Origin of the sequence: Phytopseudomonas argentinensis (assembly GCF_900113905.1) — a bacterium.
Taxonomy (GTDB): Bacteria; Pseudomonadota; Gammaproteobacteria; order Pseudomonadales; family Pseudomonadaceae; genus Aquipseudomonas; species Aquipseudomonas argentinensis.
Window position 1 is genome coordinate 516,692 of the sequence record NZ_FORC01000004.1, and the last position, 17,255, is coordinate 533,946.

Below are 17,255 nucleotides of genomic sequence, written 5' to 3' on the forward strand. Positions count from 1 at the left end.
GACGAAGCGGCCGCAGGTCGAGTCACATCAGACCCAACGCAGACGGCGGAACAGTAACCACTGGCCAAAGCCGATCAGTACCATCAGCAGGCAGGCGACCAGGAAGCCGTAAGGGCTCTTTGCCCCGGGAATGCCACCGACGTTGATACCCAGCAGCCCGGTCACGAAACTCATCGGCAGGAAGATGCAGGTGATGATGCCGAAGCGAAACATGATGTGGTTCATGCGCACGTCCAGCCGGCGATTTTCCGTCTCCAGCAGCAGGCCGATACGCTCGCGGGTCAGCTCCAGCTCTTCGAGATAACGTAGCAGCCGGTTATTGAGCTCGTTCCAGTACAAGCCGTCTTCGTGGCTCAACCAGGGTAGCTGGCTGCGGGTCAGCTGCGCGTAGATGTCACGCTGCGGCGACAGGAAGCGGCGCAGCCCCGCAGCGCGACGACGGATGTGCAGCAGCAGGCCGTGGTCGGGCAAGGTGCGCTCGTTGCCATCTACCCGCTCCTCCTGCTCGTCGACGCGCTCGGAAAGTTCGGTGACCAGATCCTCGACCTTGTCGGTCAGATAATCGCTGAGCTGCAGGATCAACTCGGAGGGGGTTCTCGGCCCCTTGCCCGCCTGCAGCCTTTCAATAAGATCCTCGGTGGCCCGCAGCGGGCGCAGACGCAAGGAAATCACCCGCTGCGCGCCAGCGGAAATGCGCACCGATACCATGTCCTCGGGCTCGGCCCCGGGGTTGAGATTGACCCCGCGCAGAAACAGCAGCAACTCGTCGTCGGGCAATGGCAAGGCTCGTGGCCGGGTGTTCTCCTCCAGCAGCAGGTCGCAGGCGAACTCACTCAACCCGCTGTCACGGCGCAGCCAGCTCTGGGTCTGCGGGTGACCGCGATCCCAGTGCAGCCACAAGCTCTGCCCCTGCTCGAGCTGCAGCCCGTCGAGTTGCTCGCGGGCCACCGCCTGCGCCCCGCCCTTGCCGTCCAGCACGAAGCCATGTACCAGGCCCCACTGCGCGTTGTCTTCCTCGAACATCCATACCCCTTGATGACTACCACCAGGCAACTGCAAGAACCTGGTTATTCGGCTTGCAGCGCCTGTGGTGAAACGATGATGCCGTTGTTGTCGGCATACAGGTATTCGCCGGGGCGGAAGGTGACGCCGCCGAAAGTGACCACCACATTGAGATCGCCCAGGCCGCGCTTCTCGGTTTTCATCGGATGGCTACCGAGCGCCTGCACGCCCAGATTGGTTTGCGCCAGCACGTCGACGTCACGTACGCAGCCGTAGATCACCATGCCTTCCCAGCCGTTGCTCGCCGCTTTCTCGGCGATCATGTCGCCGAGCAATGCGCAGCGCAGCGAGGCGCCACCGTCAACCACCAGCACCTTGCCGGCACCGGGCTGGTCGGCCTGGGCCTTGACCAGGGAATTGTCCTCGAAGCATTTGACGGTAACGATCTGCCCGCCGAACGAGTCGCGGCCGCCGAAATTGCTGAACATCGGCTCCACGACGCTGACCAGCTCCGGGTTGGCGTCACACAGGTCGGGCGTGATGTAGTGCATGGCAATGCTCCTGGTTGATCTTCGAAGCCTGCAGAATAGCCTTATCCAAGGCACCTCGAACATTCGAGGCAGCGCAGACGGCGGAGCCTCATCTTAGCCGCATCACGGCACGGCAGGAATGGCCGCTCCGCTTTGCCCCTGCGCCTCGTGACGCGGCGCTTGCCGTTCGCCCTCGAGCCAGCGGCGCACCCGCGGCCAGACTTCCTCCTGCGCGGGCTTGCTGACCAGCATCTGCACGTGGTCGTAGTCCTGCTGGAAGCCCTGGCCCCGACCCAGGCTAAGAAACTCGCGATCAGGCGCAGCGAACTGCTCGAACAACCCGCGGCAGGCCTGCGGCGTGCACTGCACATCTCCCTCGCCGGCCACTGCCAGCAACGGCACGGTGACCTGCTGCAGCCCTGCCCACCAGTCTCGCTCGACATCGCCGAAACGACCAAACAAGCGCTGCCAACGCAAGGTTTCCAGGGCGATGCCGACCGGCTCGTCCTCCGGACCGCGCTTGAGCCGCGATCCGGACAGTACCGGGAAACGCTTGAGCAGCAGACGCGCGCTCCATTCGATGGGCGGCACCTTGAGCAGCCAGTGGCGGCCGAGCGCAGCACCGAACAGCCCGAGGCTGGCGATACCAGCCTGCGGCAGGTAACCACCGCCCAGGCCCGCCGCCAAGCTCAGACCACCCAGCGAGTGGCCCAGCCAGTGGGCCGGCAAAGGGTTCTGCTCGGCAACGAATGCGGCGATTGCCGGCAGGTCGTAACGGGCGTAGTCCGCCACGCTGTTGTGCCGGTAAGCGAGGTTGCGCGGTGACAGGCCATGGCCACGCATCTCGGCGATCCATACATCGAAACCGGCACGCGCCAGGTACGGTGCCAGGCCAATGCCGCCAGGCGAGTACCAGAAACGCCGGTTGGAAAAACTGCCATGCAGCAGGATCACCGGCTCGCCACGAACGTCCTCCTGCCCTGCCAGACCAAGACGGGTCACGGCCAGCTCGACGCTAAAGTCCGGACTGTTGCCGGGTTTGAGGCGGTAGACATCTTCACTCAAATCGCCACGCAGCTCGGCACTCATCAGCGCTACGGGAAACAACTTACTGCTGCTTTGCATCTTCTTCGCTCTGACACCACAGTTGCCTGCCGGAAGGGTTCAGCCGGCAGCCAACAACTTTAAATCTGATTAGCCCGCCATAACGGCTGCTCACAAAAAAGGGCAGGTAGAACCTGCCCTCGGGTCACCTCAACGCGAATCGATCAGCTGGGCTGGGCTTCGGCCAGGAAGAACCAGGTTTCCAGCACCGAATCGGGGTTCAGGGACACGCTTTCGATGCCCTGCTCCATCAGCCAGCGCGCCAGGTCCGGATGATCGGACGGCCCCTGGCCGCAGATACCGATGTACTTGCCGGCCTTGTTGCAGGCCTGGATAGCGTTGGAAAGCAGCTTCTTGACCGCCGGGTTACGTTCATCGAACAGGTGCGCAACGATCCCCGAATCACGATCCAGGCCCAGGGTCAGCTGGGTCAGGTCGTTGGAGCCGATGGAGAAACCGTCGAAGTACTCGAGGAATTCCTCGGCCAGGATGGCGTTGGACGGCAGCTCGCACATCATGATGACTTTCAGGCCATCCTGACCGCGCGCCAGGCCGTTCTCGGCCAGCAGGTCGACCACCTGCTTGGCTTCGCCCAGGGTGCGCACGAACGGCACCATGATTTCGACGTTGGTCAGGCCCATCTCGTTGCGGACCTTCTTCAGCGCCCGGCACTCGAGTTCGAAGCAGTCACGGAACGACTCGCTGATGTAGCGCGACGCGCCGCGGAAGCCCAACATCGGGTTTTCTTCTTCCGGCTCGTACAGCTTGCCGCCGATCAGGTTGGCGTACTCGTTGGACTTGAAGTCCGACAGGCGCACGATGACCTTTTTCGGCCAGAACGCCGCAGCCAGGGTGCTGATGCCCTCGACCAGCTTCTCGACGTAGAAGCTCACCGGGTCGGGATAACCGGCGATGCGCTTCTCGACGCTTTCCTGGATTTCCGGCGGCAGGCCGTCCATGTTCAGCAGCGCCTTGGGGTGCACGCCGATCATGCGGTTGATGATGAATTCCAGACGTGCCAGGCCGATGCCGGCGTTGGGCAGCTGGGCGAAATCGAAAGCGCGATCCGGGTTGCCGACGTTCATCATGATCTTGAAGGGCAGCTCGGGCATGGCGTCGACCGAGTTCTTGCGCACGTCGAAGCCCAGCTCACCCTCGAAGATGAAGCCGGTATCACCCTCGGCGCAGGAAACGGTTACGCCCTGGCCATCGCGCAGCACATGGGTGGCATTGCCACAGCCGACCACGGCCGGAATGCCGAGTTCTCGGGCGATGATCGCCGCATGGCAGGTGCGCCCACCACGGTTGGTGACGATGGCGCTGGCGCGCTTCATCACCGGCTCCCAGTCCGGGTCGGTCATGTCGGAGACCAGCACGTCGCCTGGCTGGACCTTGTCCATTTCCGAAACGTCGTTGATCACACGCACCTTGCCGGCGCCGATCTTCTGGCCGATGGCGCGACCCTCGACCAGCACCGTGCCGGTTTCCTTGAGCAGATAACGCTCCATCACCGTGGCGCTGGCGCGGCTCTTCACGGTTTCCGGGCGGGCCTGAACGATGTACAGCTTGCCGTCGTCGCCATCCTTGGCCCACTCGATATCCATCGGCCGGCCGTAATGTTTCTCGATGATCATCGCCTGCTTGGCCAGCTCGCTGACCTCGGCGTCGGTCAGGCAGAAGCGCGCACGGTCGGCGCGCTCGACGTCGACCACCTTGACCGACTTGCCGGCCTTGGCTTCCTCGCCGTAGATCATCTTGATCGCCTTGCTGCCCAGATTGCGGCGCAGGATCGCCGGGCGGCCGGCCTCCAGGGTCTGCTTGTGGACATAGAACTCGTCAGGGTTGACAGCGCCCTGCACCACGGTCTCACCCAGACCGTAGGCACCGGTGATGAACACCACGTCGCGAAAGCCCGATTCGGTATCGAGGGTGAACATCACCCCGGCGGTACCGGTTTCCGAACGCACCATGCGCTGCACGCCGGCAGACAGGGCGACCAGCTTGTGGTCGAAGCCCTGGTGCACGCGGTAGGCGATGGCGCGGTCGTTGAACAGCGAGGCGAAGACTTCCTTGGCGGCGCGGATGACGTTCTCGACGCCGCGGATGTTGAGGAAGGTTTCCTGCTGGCCGGCAAAGGAGGCATCCGGCAGGTCTTCGGCGGTGGCCGAGGAACGCACGGCTACCGCCATGTTGTCATTGCCGTTGGCCATGGCGGCGAAGGCGCTGCGGATCTGCTCGTTGAGCTCGGCCGGAAACTCAGCTTCCATCACCCACTGGCGAATCTGTGCCCCGGTCTTGGCCAGGGCATTGACGTCGTCGACATCCAGGGCATCCAGGGCCGCATGGATCTGCGCATTGAGCCCGCTCTGCTCGAGGAAGTCGCGATAGGCCTGGGCCGTCGTGGCGAAACCACCGGGAACCGAGACGCCAGCGCCTGCCAGGTTGCTGATCATCTCGCCGAGGGAGGCGTTCTTGCCCCCTACGTGCTCGACGTCGTGATTGCCGAGCTTATCGAGGGAAACTACGTACTCTGCCAAGGTGATCTCTCCACTTCAGTGTTGGAAAAGCTCATGGGCTGGAAACGCCGTCGGCATGTGCCGGGTGGACAATGGCCTGGCCCTGGAAAATAAGTAACAATGCAAACCCATCAGGGCCGGCAAAAAACCGACCTATCATAGCCAAGATTCGTTCCCAGCTTATAGGCCATTTGCGCAATGACACGAACCGCGTACTTCATTTCCGACGGCACCGGTATCACTGCGGAGGCCTTGGGGCAGAGCCTGCTGGCCCAGTTCGAGACCATCGGTTTCACCAAGCTCACGCGGCCCTACGTGGACAGCGTGGAAAAAGCGCGCGCCATGGTACAACAAATCAATAATGCCGCCGACAAGGACGGCGCCAACCCGATTATCTTCGCCACCATCGTCAACCAGGAGATCCACGACATCCTGGCCGAGTCGCGGGGTTTCATGATCGATATCTTCTCGACCTTCCTGGCGCCGCTGGAGCAGGAACTCGCCTCCCACTCGTCGTATTCGGTAGGCAAATCGCATTCGATCATGCACAACAGCAACTACATGGAACGTATCGAAGCGGTCAACTTCGCCCTCGATAACGACGACGGCGCCCGCACCCATTACTACGACAAGGCCGACCTGATCCTGGTTGGTGTCTCGCGCTGCGGCAAAACGCCCACCTGCCTGTACATGGCCATGCAATACGGCATTCGCGCTGCCAACTACCCGCTCACCGAGGACGACATGGAGCGCCTGCAGCTGCCGGCCTCGCTGAAGAAGTACCGCGAGAAGCTGTTCGGCCTGACCATCGACCCCGACCGCCTGGCGGCCATCCGCCACGAGCGCAAACCCAACAGTCGCTACGCCAGCTATGCTCAGTGCGAATTCGAGGTGCGCGAGGTGGAAAGCCTGTTTCGCCGCGAATCGATCGCCTTCATCGATTCCACCCATTTCTCGGTGGAAGAGATCTCCGCCAAGATCCTGGTGGAAAAAGGCGTCGAACGACGCTTCAAATAACCGCCCCCTTGAGGCACCTGCCATGACGCTGTCCGATGCCGTGTTGTTCGCCCCGCTGGCCTTCGTGATCGCCTTGACGCCGGGGCCGAACAACTTTTGCGCGATGAACAACGGCATCCGCCACGGCATCGCTGCGGCCCTGCTGGCCACCACCGGGCGCGTAGCGGCGTTCGCCATCTTCCTGAGCATTTCCGCCGTAGGCCTGGGCGCCATGCTGCTGGCCTCGGAAACCGCCTTCACGGTGATCAAGTGGGTAGGCGCGCTGTACCTGCTGTATCTCGGTATCAGCGCCTGGCGCAGCCGGGAGTTCAGCGGCCTGGACCTCGACGGCGCGGTGCCGGCCGTGCAGCCACAACGGCAGGTAACCCGGCTGATGCTGCAGGAGTTTCTGATCGGCATCAGCAATCCCAAGGCGATTCTTCTGTTCGCCGCGATCTTCCCGCAGTTCATCAAGCCCGGCGAGCCGGCAAGCGAACAGTTCATATACCTGGGCGCCACCTACCTGCTGGCCGAATATGCGGCGTCGTTGGTCTATGCCCTGTTCGGCCGGCAGATCCGCCGTTTCATCCGCACCCGCAAAGGCGCGCAGCGGCTGAACCGTACCACCGGCGCCTTTTTTATGGGCGCTGGCGGCTTGCTGCTCAGTACGACTCAGCATTAACGCTAGGCCGGCACGCGTACCCAGCCCTCCATCAGGATCCGCGCGCTGCGGCTCATCACCGCCTTGGTCACCGTCCATTGGCCATTTACCAGCTTGGCCTGGGCGCCGACCCGCAAGGTGCCGGAGGGATGGCCGAAGCGCACCGCCTCACGCTCGCCGCCGCCAGCGGCAAGGTTGACCAGGGTGCCCGGAACCGCCGCCGCCGTGCCGATGGCCACCGCGCAGGTGCCCATCATGGCGTGATGCAGCTTGCCCATGGATAGCGCCCGCACCAGCAGATCGATCTCGCCCGCCTCGACCGGCTTGCCACTCGAGGCCGTGTAGCTTTTCGGTGGGCTAACGAAGGCGATCTTGGGCGTATGCTGGCGAGTCAACGCCTCCTCGGGCGTCTTGATCAGGCCCATTCGCAATGCCCCAGCCACACGAATCCGCTCGAAACGCGCCAATTGCTCCGGGTCCGAGTTGATGTCTTCGCGCAGCTCGGTGCCTTGATAGCCGATGTCCGCGGCATTGACGAATATGGTCGGAATACCCGCAGAGATCATGGTCGCCTTGAAAGTACCGATACCGGGCACTTCGAGGTCATCGACCAGGTTGCCGGTGGGAAACATCGAGGCGCCCTGCTCGCCGTCGTCGGACGGGTCGAGGAATTCCAGCACGATCTCCGCCGCCGGAAAGGTCACGCCATCGAGCTCGAAGTCGCCGGTTTCCTGCACCTGCCCGCCCGTGACCGGCACATGGGCGATGATGGTTTTCTGGATGTTGGCCTGCCAGATGCGCACCACGCAGGTGCCGTTCTCGGGAATCCGCGCGGGGTCGACCAGCCCGGCATGGATGGCGAAGGCGCCCGCCGCCGTGGACAGGTTGCCGCAGTTGCCGCTCCAGTCGACGAAGGCCTTGTCGATGGAAACCTGGCCGTAGAGGTAGTCGACATCATGCTCGGGCTGGCGGCTTTTCGACAGGATCACGCACTTGGAGGTGCTCGAGGTGGCGCCGCCCATGCCGTCGATCTGCGCTGCATACGGGTCGGGGCTGCCGATCACCCGCATAAACAGCCGGTCACGGGCCTCGCCTGGTACCTGGCAGGGCTCGGGCAGGTCCTGCAGGCGAAAGAACACGCCCTTGCTGGTGCCGCCACGCATATAGGTGGCGGGGATTTTCACTTGCGGCAGATAAGCCATGAGTGCAGTCCTGATAGGAAATGATGGTGCTGGTTTTTCCCGGATTGCATCCGGGCTAAGCGCTCAATGAATCGTAGGGTGGATAGGAACGCGTCGCTGGCGCTTTTCCCATCCACCGCGGCGGGTTCCACGGTGGATCGATGAGGCGTGATCCACCCTACGCGATCAAGCCACCGCGCCTTCGAGGAAGTCCTTGGCGAAGCGCTGCAGCACGCCACCTGCGTTGTACACACTGACATCGGCGGCGGTGTCCAGTCGGCAGGTCACCGGCACCCGCAGCACCTCGCCGTCGCGGCGATTGACCACCAGGGTCAGGTCGCAGCGCGGCGAAATGTCGCCCTCGATGTCATAGGTCTCGGTGCCATCCAGACCCAGGGTCAGGCGCGTGGTGCCCGGTTGGAACTCCACCGGCAGCACGCCCATGCCCACCAGGTTGGTGCGGTGGATGCGCTCGAAGCCTTCGGCGACGATCACTTCCACCCCAGCCAGGCGCACGCCCTTGGCCGCCCAGTCGCGCGACGAGCCCTGGCCGTAGTCGGCACCGGCAATGATGATCAGGTTCTGCTTGCGCTTCATGTAGGTTTCGATGGCTTCCCACATGCGCATCACCTTGCCTTCCGGCTCGATGCGTGCCAGCGAACCCTTCTTCACCTGGCCGTCGACCACGGCCATTTCGTTGACCAGTTGCGGGTTGGCGAAGGTGGCGCGCTGCGCGGTGAGGTGGTCACCGCGGTGGGTGGCGTAGGAGTTGAAGTCCTCTTCCGGCAGGCCCATCTTCGCCAGATACTCGCCGGCGGCCGAGTCGGCCAGGATGGCATTGGACGGCGACAGGTGGTCGGTGGTGATGTTGTCCGGCAGGATCGCCAGCGGGCGCATGCCCCTGAGCGTGCGCTCACCGGCCAGGGCGCCTTCCCAGTAAGGCGGGCGGCGGATATAGGTGCTCATCGGGCGCCAGTCATACAACGGGCTCTCGGCCTCCTGCACGTTGCCCAGGTCGAACATCGGGATATAGATCTGCTTGAACTGCTCGGGCTTCACCGAGGCGGCGACTATGGCGTCGATCTCCTCGTCACTCGGCCAAAGATCCTTGAGGGTGATCGGGTTGCCAGCACTATCCAAGCCCAGCGGGTCCTGCTCGATATCGAATCGCACGGTGCCGGCGATGGCATAGGCCACCACCAGTGGCGGCGAGGCCAGGAAGGCCTGCTTGGCATAGGGGTGGATGCGCCCGTCGAAGTTGCGGTTGCCCGAGAGCACGGCGGTGGCGTACAGGTCGCGGTCGATGATTTCCTTCTGGATCGCCGGATCGAGCGCGCCGGACATGCCGTTGCAGGTGGTGCAGGCATAGGCGACGATGCCGAAGCCGAGCTTCTCCAGTTCCGGCAGCAGGCCGGCTTCTTCCAGATACAGCTTGGCGACCTTGGAGCCCGGCGCGAAGGAGGTCTTCACCCAGGGCTTGCGCACCAGGCCCAGGGCGTTGGCCTTCTTCGCCACCAGCCCGGCGGCGATGACGTTGCGCGGGTTGGAGGTGTTGGTGCAACTGGTGATGGCGGCGATGATCACCGCACCATCGGGCATCAGCCCCTGGGCCTCTTCGCCCTTGCCGGCTTGCAGCTTGGCTTCGTCGGCGATGCCGCGCTCGGCCAGTGCCGAGGTGGGCAGGCGGCGGTGCGGGTTGCTCGGGCCGGCCATATTGCGCACCACGCTGCCCAGGTCGAAACGCAGCACGCGCTCGTACTCGGCGGCTTTCAGCGCATCGCTCCACAGGCCGAGGGTCTTGGCGTAGGTTTCCACCAGCGCCACCTGCTCCGGCTCACGGCCAGTGAGCTTGAGGTAGTCGATGGTCTGGCCGTCGATATAGAACATCGAGGCGGTGGCACCATACTCGGGGCACATGTTGGAGATGGTGGCGCGATCACCGATGGACAGGCTGTCCGCCCCCTCACCGAAGAATTCGACCCAGGCACCCACCACCCGCTCCTTGCGCAGGAACTCGGTCAGCGCCAGCACGATATCGGTGGCGGTGATGCCGGGCTGGCGCTTTCCGGTCAGCTCGACGCCGACAATATCCGGCAAGCGCATCATCGAGGGGTGGCCGAGCATCACCGTCTCGGCTTCCAGGCCGCCGACGCCAATGGCGATCACGCCCAGGGCGTCCACGTGCGGGGTGTGCGAGTCGGTGCCGACGCAGGTGTCGGGGAAGGCGATGCCGCCGCGCGCCTGGATCACCGGGCTCATCTTCTCCAGGTTGATCTGGTGCATGATGCCGTTGCCGGCCGGGATCACATCGACGTTCTTGAACGCGGTCTTGGTCCAGTCGATGAAGTGGAAGCGGTCCTCGTTGCGGCGATCCTCGATGGCGCGGTTCTTCTCGAAGGCGTCCGGGTCGAAACCCGGCGCCTCGACGGCCAGGGAATGGTCGACGATCAACTGGGTCGGCACCACCGGGTTGACCTTGGCCGGGTCACCGCCCTGTTCGGCGATGGCGTCACGCAGGCCGGCCAGGTCGACCAAGGCGGTCTGGCCAAGGATGTCGTGGCAGACCACCCGCGCCGGGTACCAGGGAAAGTCCAGGTCACGCTTGCGGTAGACCAGTTGCTCCAGCGCGGCGCTCAGGTCCTGCGGGGCGCAGCGGCGCACCAGTTGCTCGGCGAGCACGCGCGAGGTGTAGGGCAGCCTCGCCCAGGCGCCGGGCTGGATCGCCTCGACCGCCTCGCGGGCATCGAAGTAATCCAGTGCGGTGCTGGGCAGGCGCTTGCGGTATTGGCTATTCACGGTGTCGTTCATGGTGTTTTCCATGATTGATTATTTGCGGTCCTTGAGCGGCACGAACTTCAGGTCTTCGGGGCCTGTGTAGTTGGCGCTCGGGCGGATGATCTTGCCGTCGATGCGCTGCTCGATGACGTGCGCCGACCAGCCGGCGGTACGGGCGATGACGAACAGCGGGGTGAACATGGCGGTGGGCACGCCCATCATGTGGTAGCTCACGGCGCTGAACCAGTCGAGGTTGGGGAACATCTTCTTGATGTCCCACATCACGCTTTCCAGGCGCTCGGCGATGTCATACATCTTGGTATTGCCCTGCTCCACGGACAGCTCCCGCGCCACTTCCTTGATCACCTTGTTGCGCGGATCGCTGACGGTGTAGACCGGGTGGCCGAAGCCGATCACCACTTCCTTGCGCCCTACCCGCTCGCGGATATCGGCCTCGGCCTCGTCCGGGCTGTCGTAGCGTTTCTGCACCTCGAAGGCCACTTCGTTGGCGCCGCCGTGTTTCGGACCACGCAGTGCGCCGATGGCGCCGGCGATGCAGGAGAACAGGTCGGAGCCGGTGCCGGCGATCACCCGCGAGGTGAAGGTCGAGGCGTTGAACTCGTGCTCGGCATACAGGTTCAGCGAGGTGTGCATGGCGCGCACCCAGGACTCGCGCGGCTTCTCGCCATGGAGCAGGTGCAGGAAGTGGCCACCGATGGAGTCATCGTCGGTGTCCACCTCGATGCGCTTGCCGTTGTGGCTGTAGTGGTACCAGTACAGCAGTGCCGAACCGAGGGAAGCCATCAGCTTGTCGGCGATATCGCGGGCGCCCGGATGGTTGTGGTCGTCCTTCTCCGGCGCCAAGCAGCCGAGCACGGATACCGCAGTGCGCATCACGTCCATCGGGTGCGCCGAGGGCGGCAGTTGCTCGAGCGCCGCCTTCACCCCGGCCGGCAGGCCGCGCAGGGCCTTGAGCTTGGTCTTGTAGGCGGCCAGTTCGGCCACGGTCGGCAGTTTGCCGTGCACCAGCAGGTGGGCAATCTCCTCGAATTCGCAGCGGTTGGCGAAATCGAGCACGTCATAGCCACGGTAGTGCAGGTCATTGCCGGTGCGGCCGACGGTGCACAGGGCGGTATTACCGGCGGCGGTGCCGGAGAGGGCTACGGATTTCTTCGGTTTGAAGCCCGCAACGCTGGTGTCGGTGGTGCTCATCAGTCTCTCCTTTCATCCGCGAGGGGACGATTTCTTGTTATGTTCGGGCCGCTGCGCGGCCCGCCAGAGGGTCACTTGTTGGCGGCGAACAGCGCGTCGAGCTTCTGTTCGAAAGCGTGGTAGCCAATGCGGTCATAGAGTTCGGCGCGGGTCTGCATCAGCTCGATCACGTCCTGCTGGTGGCCGTTCTGGCGAATCGAGGTGTAGACACTTTCCGCCGCCTTGTTGGCCGCACGGAAAGCCGACAGCGGGTAAAGCTGGATGGCCACGCCGACCGAGGCCAGTTCGTCGCGGGTGAACAGCGGCGTGGCACCGAACTCGGTGATATTGGCCAGTACCGGCACCTTCAGTGCCTCGACGAAGCGCTGATAGGTCGGCAGGTCATAGGCGGCCTCAGCGAAGATGCCGTCGGCGCCCGCCTCCACATAACGCAGGCAACGCTCGATGGCGGCGTCCACGCCCTCGGCCTGGATGGCGTCGGTGCGGGCGATCAGGAAGAACTCCGGATCGCTCTTGGCATCGGCGGCCGCCTTGACCCGGTCGACCATCTCCCCGCAGGAAACGATTTCCTTGCCCGGGCGGTGGCCGCAGCGCTTGGCGCCGACCTGATCCTCGATATGGGCGGCGGCGGCACCTGCCTTGATCAGGCTCTTGATGGTGCGTTCGATATTGAAGGCCGAAGGGCCGAAGCCGGTGTCGATGTCCACCAGAAGCGGCAGGTCGCAGACATCGGTGATGCGCCGCACATCGATCAGCACGTCTTCCAGGGTATTGATGCCCAGATCCGGCAGGCCCAGGGAACCGGCCGCCACCCCGCCACCAGACAGATAGATCGCCTTGAAACCGGCACGCTGGGCCAGCAGCGCATGGTTGGCGTTGATCGCGCCGATTACCTGCAGCGGTTGCTCTTCGGCGAGGGCCTGGCGGAAACGCTGGCCGGCGGAAAGCTGGGTCATGAATCACCTCGAGTCTTGGATGAAGTGGTAAGCGTCTCTTTATAGTGGCGCTCGATATTGCGTTTGGAGGCGCCGATATGACGGCGCATCAGCAGTTCGGCCAGTTCGCCGTCACGCTCGGCGATGGCGTCGAGGATGCGGTGGTGTTCGGCAAAGGCCTGGTGCGGGCGGTTGGGCACGGCGGAGAACTGCAGACGATACATGCGCACCAGCTGATACAGCTCGTCGCACAGCAGTTTGGCCAGCGTGCGGTTGCCGCTGCCCTGGATAATCCGGTAATGGAAATCGAAGTCGCCTTCCTGCTGGTAGTAGCCAACGCCGGCCTGGAATGCGGCATCCTGCTCGTGCAGGTCCAGCACCCGGCGCAGATCGTCGATTTCCTCCTGGGTCATGCGCTCGGCCGCCTGGCGACAGGCCATGCCTTCCAGGGACTCACGGATCTCGTACAGCTCGATCAGCTCGGCATGGCTGAGCGACACCACCCGGGCGCCCACATGGGGAATGCGCACAAGCAGCTTCTGCCCTTCCAGGCGATGGATCGCCTCACGTAGCGGCCCACGGCTGATGCCGTAGGTACGCGCCAGCTCGGGCTCGGAAATCTTGCTGCCGGGTGCCATTTCGCCGCGCACGATGGCCAGCTGGATCTGGCGGAAGACATGCTCGGCCAGGGTTCCAGCGTCCTCGTAAGTTTCAATGCCCTCAGCTGCATGCAACATATTGTCGACACTCGTATCGGATTACGCTTAGATAAATCGATATAAGCGTAAACTTCAAGCACTGCTGTCGACAATACGCACTAAGAGTGGCTATCTGGCCGACCTACAAGCCCATGCGGGGCTGCGCTCACCTGATCAGCAGATGCTATCAATGGTAGCTGCGGCACTCTGGAACCGCTGGCGGCCTCTCGCGGCACAGCTCTTACCGAAGCGCAGGCTGCAGCAAAGCGATTTTTCCAACGAACCCACTTGCCACAGCCAATCCCGCGGCGCGCGCCTGTGCCACGCCGTACAAGCAACTGTCGGCAGCTTCGTCGGCCATGCTAGACTTCGCCTCATTTCGCCCTCCGGCCGCTGCTGCAGCGGGTGTGAGGGCCGTCTTCAATGGCGCATGGATCGTCCATCGCTTCATCGACTCAAGGACCCATGAGACTTCATTTCCCAACGACTCTGCCCTGCCTGCTGGCGCTGTCTTGCCACGCCATCGCCGCGGACAAAACCATCTACGGTCTAAACGAACACGTCAGCCTCGACATCGACGTGCAAGTGGCGGCCAAACTCGACACCGGTGCCCAGACCGCCTCGCTCAGCGCCCGCGACATCGAGCGCTTCAAGCGCGACGGCGAACGCTGGGTGCGTTTCTACCTGGCGATCGACGATGCCCATGCGCACCCGATCGAGCGCCCGCTGGCACGCATCAGCAAGATCAAGCGCCGCGCCGGTGACGTCGACGAGGATGACGAGAAGACCTACACCGCGCGCCCGGTCATCGAACTGGACGTGTGCATGGGTAACGTCAAGCGCCAGATCGAAGTGAACCTTACCGATCGCAGTGCCTTCCAATACCCGCTTTTGATCGGCTCCGACGCGCTCAAGCGCTTCGATGCGCTGGTCGACCCCAGCCTAAAATACGCAGCAGGGAAACCTGACTGTTCCAACGCAAAATCCGGCGAGTAATCCCCATGCGCTCTCTTACCCTGCATCTGAAAATCCTGATCACCATTCTGGTGAGCCTGGGCGTTCTGATTACGGCCTATCAGATTTTCATTCTCGGCATTCCGGTCAGCAGTGACGAAACCGACGACCTCTGGAACATCGACACCCGGGTCGAATTCCAGGCCAATGGTCGCGATCCGATCAAGCTGCAGATGTTCGTACCGCCGCTGAACCAGGACTATGTCAGCCTCAACGAGAGCTTCATTTCCAACAACTATGGGGTGAGCGTCAACCGTGCCGATGGCAACCGCAAGGTCACCTGGTCGGCGCGTCGCGCCAGTGGCAAGCAGACCCTCTACTACCGACTGGTGCTGACCAAGCGCTACAGCGGTGAGCAGGCCAAGGCCAAGGGCCCGATCTTCCGTGACAGCATTCCGGTCGAAGGCCCCGAGAAGATCGCCGCCGAGGCGCTGCTGGCGCCGATCCGCCAGCACTCGGCCGACGTCGAGACCTTCATCAGCGAGACCATCAAGCGCGTCAACAACACCAACGACGACAACGCCAAGCTGCTGCTTGGCGGCGATGCCTCGACCACCAAGAAGGCCCAGGCCGTAGAGCTGCTGCTGTCCATTGCCCACGTGCCAATGGAGCGCGTACACACCATCCGCCTGGCTGCCGACATCCAGCAGAGCCCGGAGCTGTGGCTGCGCAGCTTCAATGGCGACCGCTGGCTGTACTTCAACCCGGAAACCGGCGAGCAGGGCCTGCCGGCCGATCGCCTGGTCTGGTGGACCGGTGACGAGCCACTGATCACCCTCGATGGCGGTCGTCAGGCCACCACCACCTTCACCCTCAACAACAGCGAGATGAACGCCATTCGCCTCGCCCAGCTGACCGACGAGAACACCGACGCCGACTTCCTGGAGTATTCGCTGTACGGCCTGCCGCTGCAGACCCAGCAGACCTTCATGATCATGGTGATGATCCCCATCGGCGTACTGGTGATCCTCATCCTGCGCAACCTCGGCGGCCTGCAGACCCTGGGTACCTTCACCCCGGTGCTGATCGCCCTGGCCTTCCGTGAAACCCAGCTGGGCTTCGGGATATTCCTGTTCACGGTGATCACCGCCCTGGGTCTGTCCCTGCGGTCCTATCTGGAACACCTGAAGCTGCAGATGTTGCCACGCCTGTCGGTAGTGCTGACCTTCGTGGTGGTCCTGATCGCCACCATCAGCCTGTTCAGCCACAAGCTGGGCCTGGAGCGCGGCTTGTCCGTCGCCCTGTTCCCGATGGTGATTCTGACCATGACCATCGAACGCCTGTCGATCACCTGGGAAGAACGCGGCGGCAGCCACGCCTTCAAGGTCGCCATCGGCACCCTGTTCGCGGCAACCATCGCCCACCTGCTGATGACCGTACCGGAGCTGGTGTACTTCGTGTTCACCTTCCCGGCGGTGCTGCTGGTGCTGGTGGGTTTCATGCTGGCCATGGGTCGCTATCGCGGCTACCGCCTGACCGAACTGTTCCGCTTCAAAGCCTTCCTGAAGGATTGAGCCAATGCTAGGTCTCTGGAAAACCTGGAAGGCCCTTGAAGCCAAGGGCATCATGGGCATCAACCGCCGCAACGCGGACTACGTGCTCAAGTACAACAAGCGCCACCTGTACCCGATCGTCGACGACAAGATCATCACCAAGCAGCGCGCCATCGAAGCCGGCATACACGTGCCGGAAATGTACGGGGTGATCTCCACCGAGAAGGAGATCGATAATCTCGACAAGATCATCGGCGAGCGCAGCGATTTCGTCGTCAAGCCGGCCCAGGGCGCTGGCGGCGACGGCATCCTGGTGATCGCCGACCGCTTCGAGGATCGCTTCAAGACGGTATCGGGCAAGATCGTCAGCCACTCGGAAATCGAGCAGCAGATCTCCAGCATCCTCTCGGGCCTGTACTCCCTGGGTGGCCACCGTGACCGCGCGCTGATCGAGTATCGGGTCACCCCGGACAGCATCTTCAAGAGCATCAGCTACGAAGGCGTGCCGGACATCCGCATTATCGTGCTGATGGGCTACCCGGTGATGGCCATGCTGCGCCTGCCGACCCGCCAGTCGGGCGGCAAGGCCAACCTGCACCAGGGCGCCATCGGCGTCGGTGTAGACCTGGCCACGGGCGTGACCCTGCGTGGCACCTGGCTGAACAACAAGATCAGCAAGCACCCCGACACCACCAACGCGGTGGATGGAGTACAACTGCCCAACTGGGACGGCTTCATGAAGCTTGCCGCCGGCTGCTACGAGTTGTGCGGCCTGGGTTACATCGGTGTCGACATGGTGCTCGACCAGGACAAGGGCCCGCTGATTCTCGAGCTCAACGCCCGCCCCGGCCTGAACATCCAGATCGCCAACGACTGCGGCCTGACCCATCGCGCCCACGCCGTGGAAGCGCGCCTGGCAGAACTGGCTGCCAAGGGCATCCAGGAAAACGCAGAGGAGCGCACGCGCTTCTCCCAGGAGCTGTTCGGCCACATTCCGCCCGCGGAAATCTGATCAAGCCGCCTGCTGCCGGCCACCCGGTAGCAGGCTCGCTCAGCCTCGATCACTGCCCGCCGCCGCCACGGCTATCGCGCAGATTTGCTACCATCGCCCTTCTCACCCACACGCCTCGGAGCCCGC

The 17,255-nt window shown here is 63.4% G+C and carries 14 protein-coding genes; 5 read left to right on the forward strand and 9 right to left on the reverse strand.

The window, feature by feature from the left end:
• Positions 1–27: 27 nt before the first annotated feature.
• The 4 genes from BM154_RS20215 to ppsA form a co-directional block, all read right to left on the reverse strand.
• Complete coding sequence (locus BM154_RS20215) at positions 28–1,023, reverse strand: CorA family divalent cation transporter (RefSeq protein ID WP_074888464.1); 996 nt, start codon at positions 1,021–1,023, stop codon at positions 28–30.
• A 44-nt stretch (positions 1,024–1,067) separates the two neighbouring features.
• Positions 1,068–1,553 (reverse strand): ribonuclease E activity regulator RraA, encoded by a 486-nt coding sequence (gene rraA, locus BM154_RS20220; protein ID WP_074888466.1) that lies wholly within the window; start codon positions 1,551–1,553, stop codon positions 1,068–1,070.
• Between the two features lie 102 nt (positions 1,554–1,655).
• Positions 1,656–2,657 (reverse strand): alpha/beta fold hydrolase, encoded by a 1,002-nt coding sequence (locus BM154_RS20225; protein WP_074888469.1) that lies wholly within the window; start codon positions 2,655–2,657, stop codon positions 1,656–1,658.
• A 143-nt stretch (positions 2,658–2,800) separates the two neighbouring features.
• Positions 2,801–5,173 (reverse strand): phosphoenolpyruvate synthase, encoded by a 2,373-nt coding sequence (ppsA, locus tag BM154_RS20230; RefSeq protein WP_074888471.1) that lies wholly within the window; start codon positions 5,171–5,173, stop codon positions 2,801–2,803.
• 177 nt (positions 5,174–5,350) lie between these two features.
• Between ppsA and ppsR the strand changes: the two genes are divergently transcribed.
• Both ppsR and BM154_RS20240 read left to right on the forward strand, forming a co-directional pair.
• Complete coding sequence (ppsR, locus tag BM154_RS20235; RefSeq protein ID WP_074888474.1) at positions 5,351–6,169, forward strand: posphoenolpyruvate synthetase regulatory kinase/phosphorylase PpsR; 819 nt, start codon at positions 5,351–5,353, stop codon at positions 6,167–6,169.
• Between the two features lie 22 nt (positions 6,170–6,191).
• Entirely contained in the window at positions 6,192–6,830 is a 639-nt protein-coding gene (locus BM154_RS20240) for a LysE family translocator (protein WP_074888477.1), read from the forward strand.
• Positions 6,831–6,832: 2 nt separating this feature from the next.
• On the opposite strand, the gene prpF is transcribed toward BM154_RS20240, so the two are convergent.
• The 5 genes from prpF to BM154_RS20265 form a co-directional block, all read right to left on the reverse strand.
• Positions 6,833–8,011 (reverse strand): 2-methylaconitate cis-trans isomerase PrpF, encoded by a 1,179-nt coding sequence (prpF, locus tag BM154_RS20245; protein ID WP_074888481.1) that lies wholly within the window; start codon positions 8,009–8,011, stop codon positions 6,833–6,835.
• Positions 8,012–8,176: 165 nt separating this feature from the next.
• Entirely contained in the window at positions 8,177–10,798 is a 2,622-nt protein-coding gene (gene acnD, locus BM154_RS20250; RefSeq protein WP_074888484.1) for a Fe/S-dependent 2-methylisocitrate dehydratase AcnD, read from the reverse strand.
• A gap of 18 nt (positions 10,799–10,816) precedes the next feature.
• Positions 10,817–11,977, reverse strand: a complete 1,161-nt coding sequence (gene prpC, locus BM154_RS20255; protein ID WP_074888488.1) for a bifunctional 2-methylcitrate synthase/citrate synthase — start codon at positions 11,975–11,977, stop codon at positions 10,817–10,819.
• Between the two features lie 71 nt (positions 11,978–12,048).
• Positions 12,049–12,933, reverse strand: a complete 885-nt coding sequence (prpB, locus tag BM154_RS20260) for a methylisocitrate lyase (protein ID WP_074888491.1) — start codon at positions 12,931–12,933, stop codon at positions 12,049–12,051.
• Positions 12,930–13,649, reverse strand: coding sequence for a GntR family transcriptional regulator (locus BM154_RS20265; protein WP_074888494.1), 720 nt, complete (start codon positions 13,647–13,649; stop codon positions 12,930–12,932). The genes prpB and BM154_RS20265 overlap by 4 nt, the downstream gene beginning before the upstream one ends.
• A gap of 426 nt (positions 13,650–14,075) precedes the next feature.
• Between BM154_RS20265 and rloA the strand changes: the two genes are divergently transcribed.
• The 3 genes from rloA to BM154_RS20280 are packed head-to-tail and all read left to right on the forward strand — an operon-like array spanning position 14,076 to position 17,129.
• Complete coding sequence (gene rloA, locus BM154_RS20270) at positions 14,076–14,606, forward strand: retropepsin-like aspartic peptidase RloA (RefSeq protein WP_074888498.1); 531 nt, start codon at positions 14,076–14,078, stop codon at positions 14,604–14,606.
• Between the two features lie 5 nt (positions 14,607–14,611).
• Entirely contained in the window at positions 14,612–16,138 is a 1,527-nt protein-coding gene (gene rloB, locus BM154_RS20275; protein WP_074888500.1) for an osmotic stress tolerance membrane protein RloB, read from the forward strand.
• Between the two features lie 4 nt (positions 16,139–16,142).
• Positions 16,143–17,129 carry an alpha-L-glutamate ligase-like protein gene (locus BM154_RS20280; protein ID WP_074888503.1) on the forward strand — a complete coding sequence of 329 codons (987 nt, stop codon included), beginning with the start codon at positions 16,143–16,145 and terminating at the stop codon, positions 17,127–17,129.
• Positions 17,130–17,255 lie beyond the last annotated feature (126 nt).

Bases quoted from the DNA above. Each gene is read 5' to 3' on its own strand.
- prpB (WP_074888491.1), bottom strand. From the start codon at position 12,933: ATGACCCAGCTTTCCGCCGGCCAGCGTTTCCGCCAGGCCCTCGCCGAA.
- BM154_RS20225 (WP_074888469.1), bottom strand. From the start codon at position 2,657: ATGCAAAGCAGCAGTAAGTTGTTTCCCGTAGCGCTGATGAGTGCCGAG.
- acnD (WP_074888484.1), bottom strand. From the start codon at position 10,798: ATGAACGACACCGTGAATAGCCAATACCGCAAGCGCCTGCCCAGCACC.
- BM154_RS20265 (WP_074888494.1), bottom strand. From the start codon at position 13,649: ATGTTGCATGCAGCTGAGGGCATTGAAACTTACGAGGACGCTGGAACC.
- BM154_RS20240 (WP_074888477.1), top strand. From the start codon at position 6,192: ATGACGCTGTCCGATGCCGTGTTGTTCGCCCCGCTGGCCTTCGTGATC.
- rloB (WP_074888500.1), top strand. From the start codon at position 14,612: ATGCGCTCTCTTACCCTGCATCTGAAAATCCTGATCACCATTCTGGTG.
- rloA (WP_074888498.1), top strand. From the start codon at position 14,076: ATGAGACTTCATTTCCCAACGACTCTGCCCTGCCTGCTGGCGCTGTCT.
- prpF (WP_074888481.1), bottom strand. From the start codon at position 8,011: ATGGCTTATCTGCCGCAAGTGAAAATCCCCGCCACCTATATGCGTGGC.
- ppsR (WP_074888474.1), top strand. From the start codon at position 5,351: ATGACACGAACCGCGTACTTCATTTCCGACGGCACCGGTATCACTGCG.
- BM154_RS20215 (WP_074888464.1), bottom strand. From the start codon at position 1,023: ATGTTCGAGGAAGACAACGCGCAGTGGGGCCTGGTACATGGCTTCGTG.
- prpC (WP_074888488.1), bottom strand. From the start codon at position 11,977: ATGAGCACCACCGACACCAGCGTTGCGGGCTTCAAACCGAAGAAATCC.
- rraA (WP_074888466.1), bottom strand. From the start codon at position 1,553: ATGCACTACATCACGCCCGACCTGTGTGACGCCAACCCGGAGCTGGTC.
- BM154_RS20280 (WP_074888503.1), top strand. From the start codon at position 16,143: ATGCTAGGTCTCTGGAAAACCTGGAAGGCCCTTGAAGCCAAGGGCATC.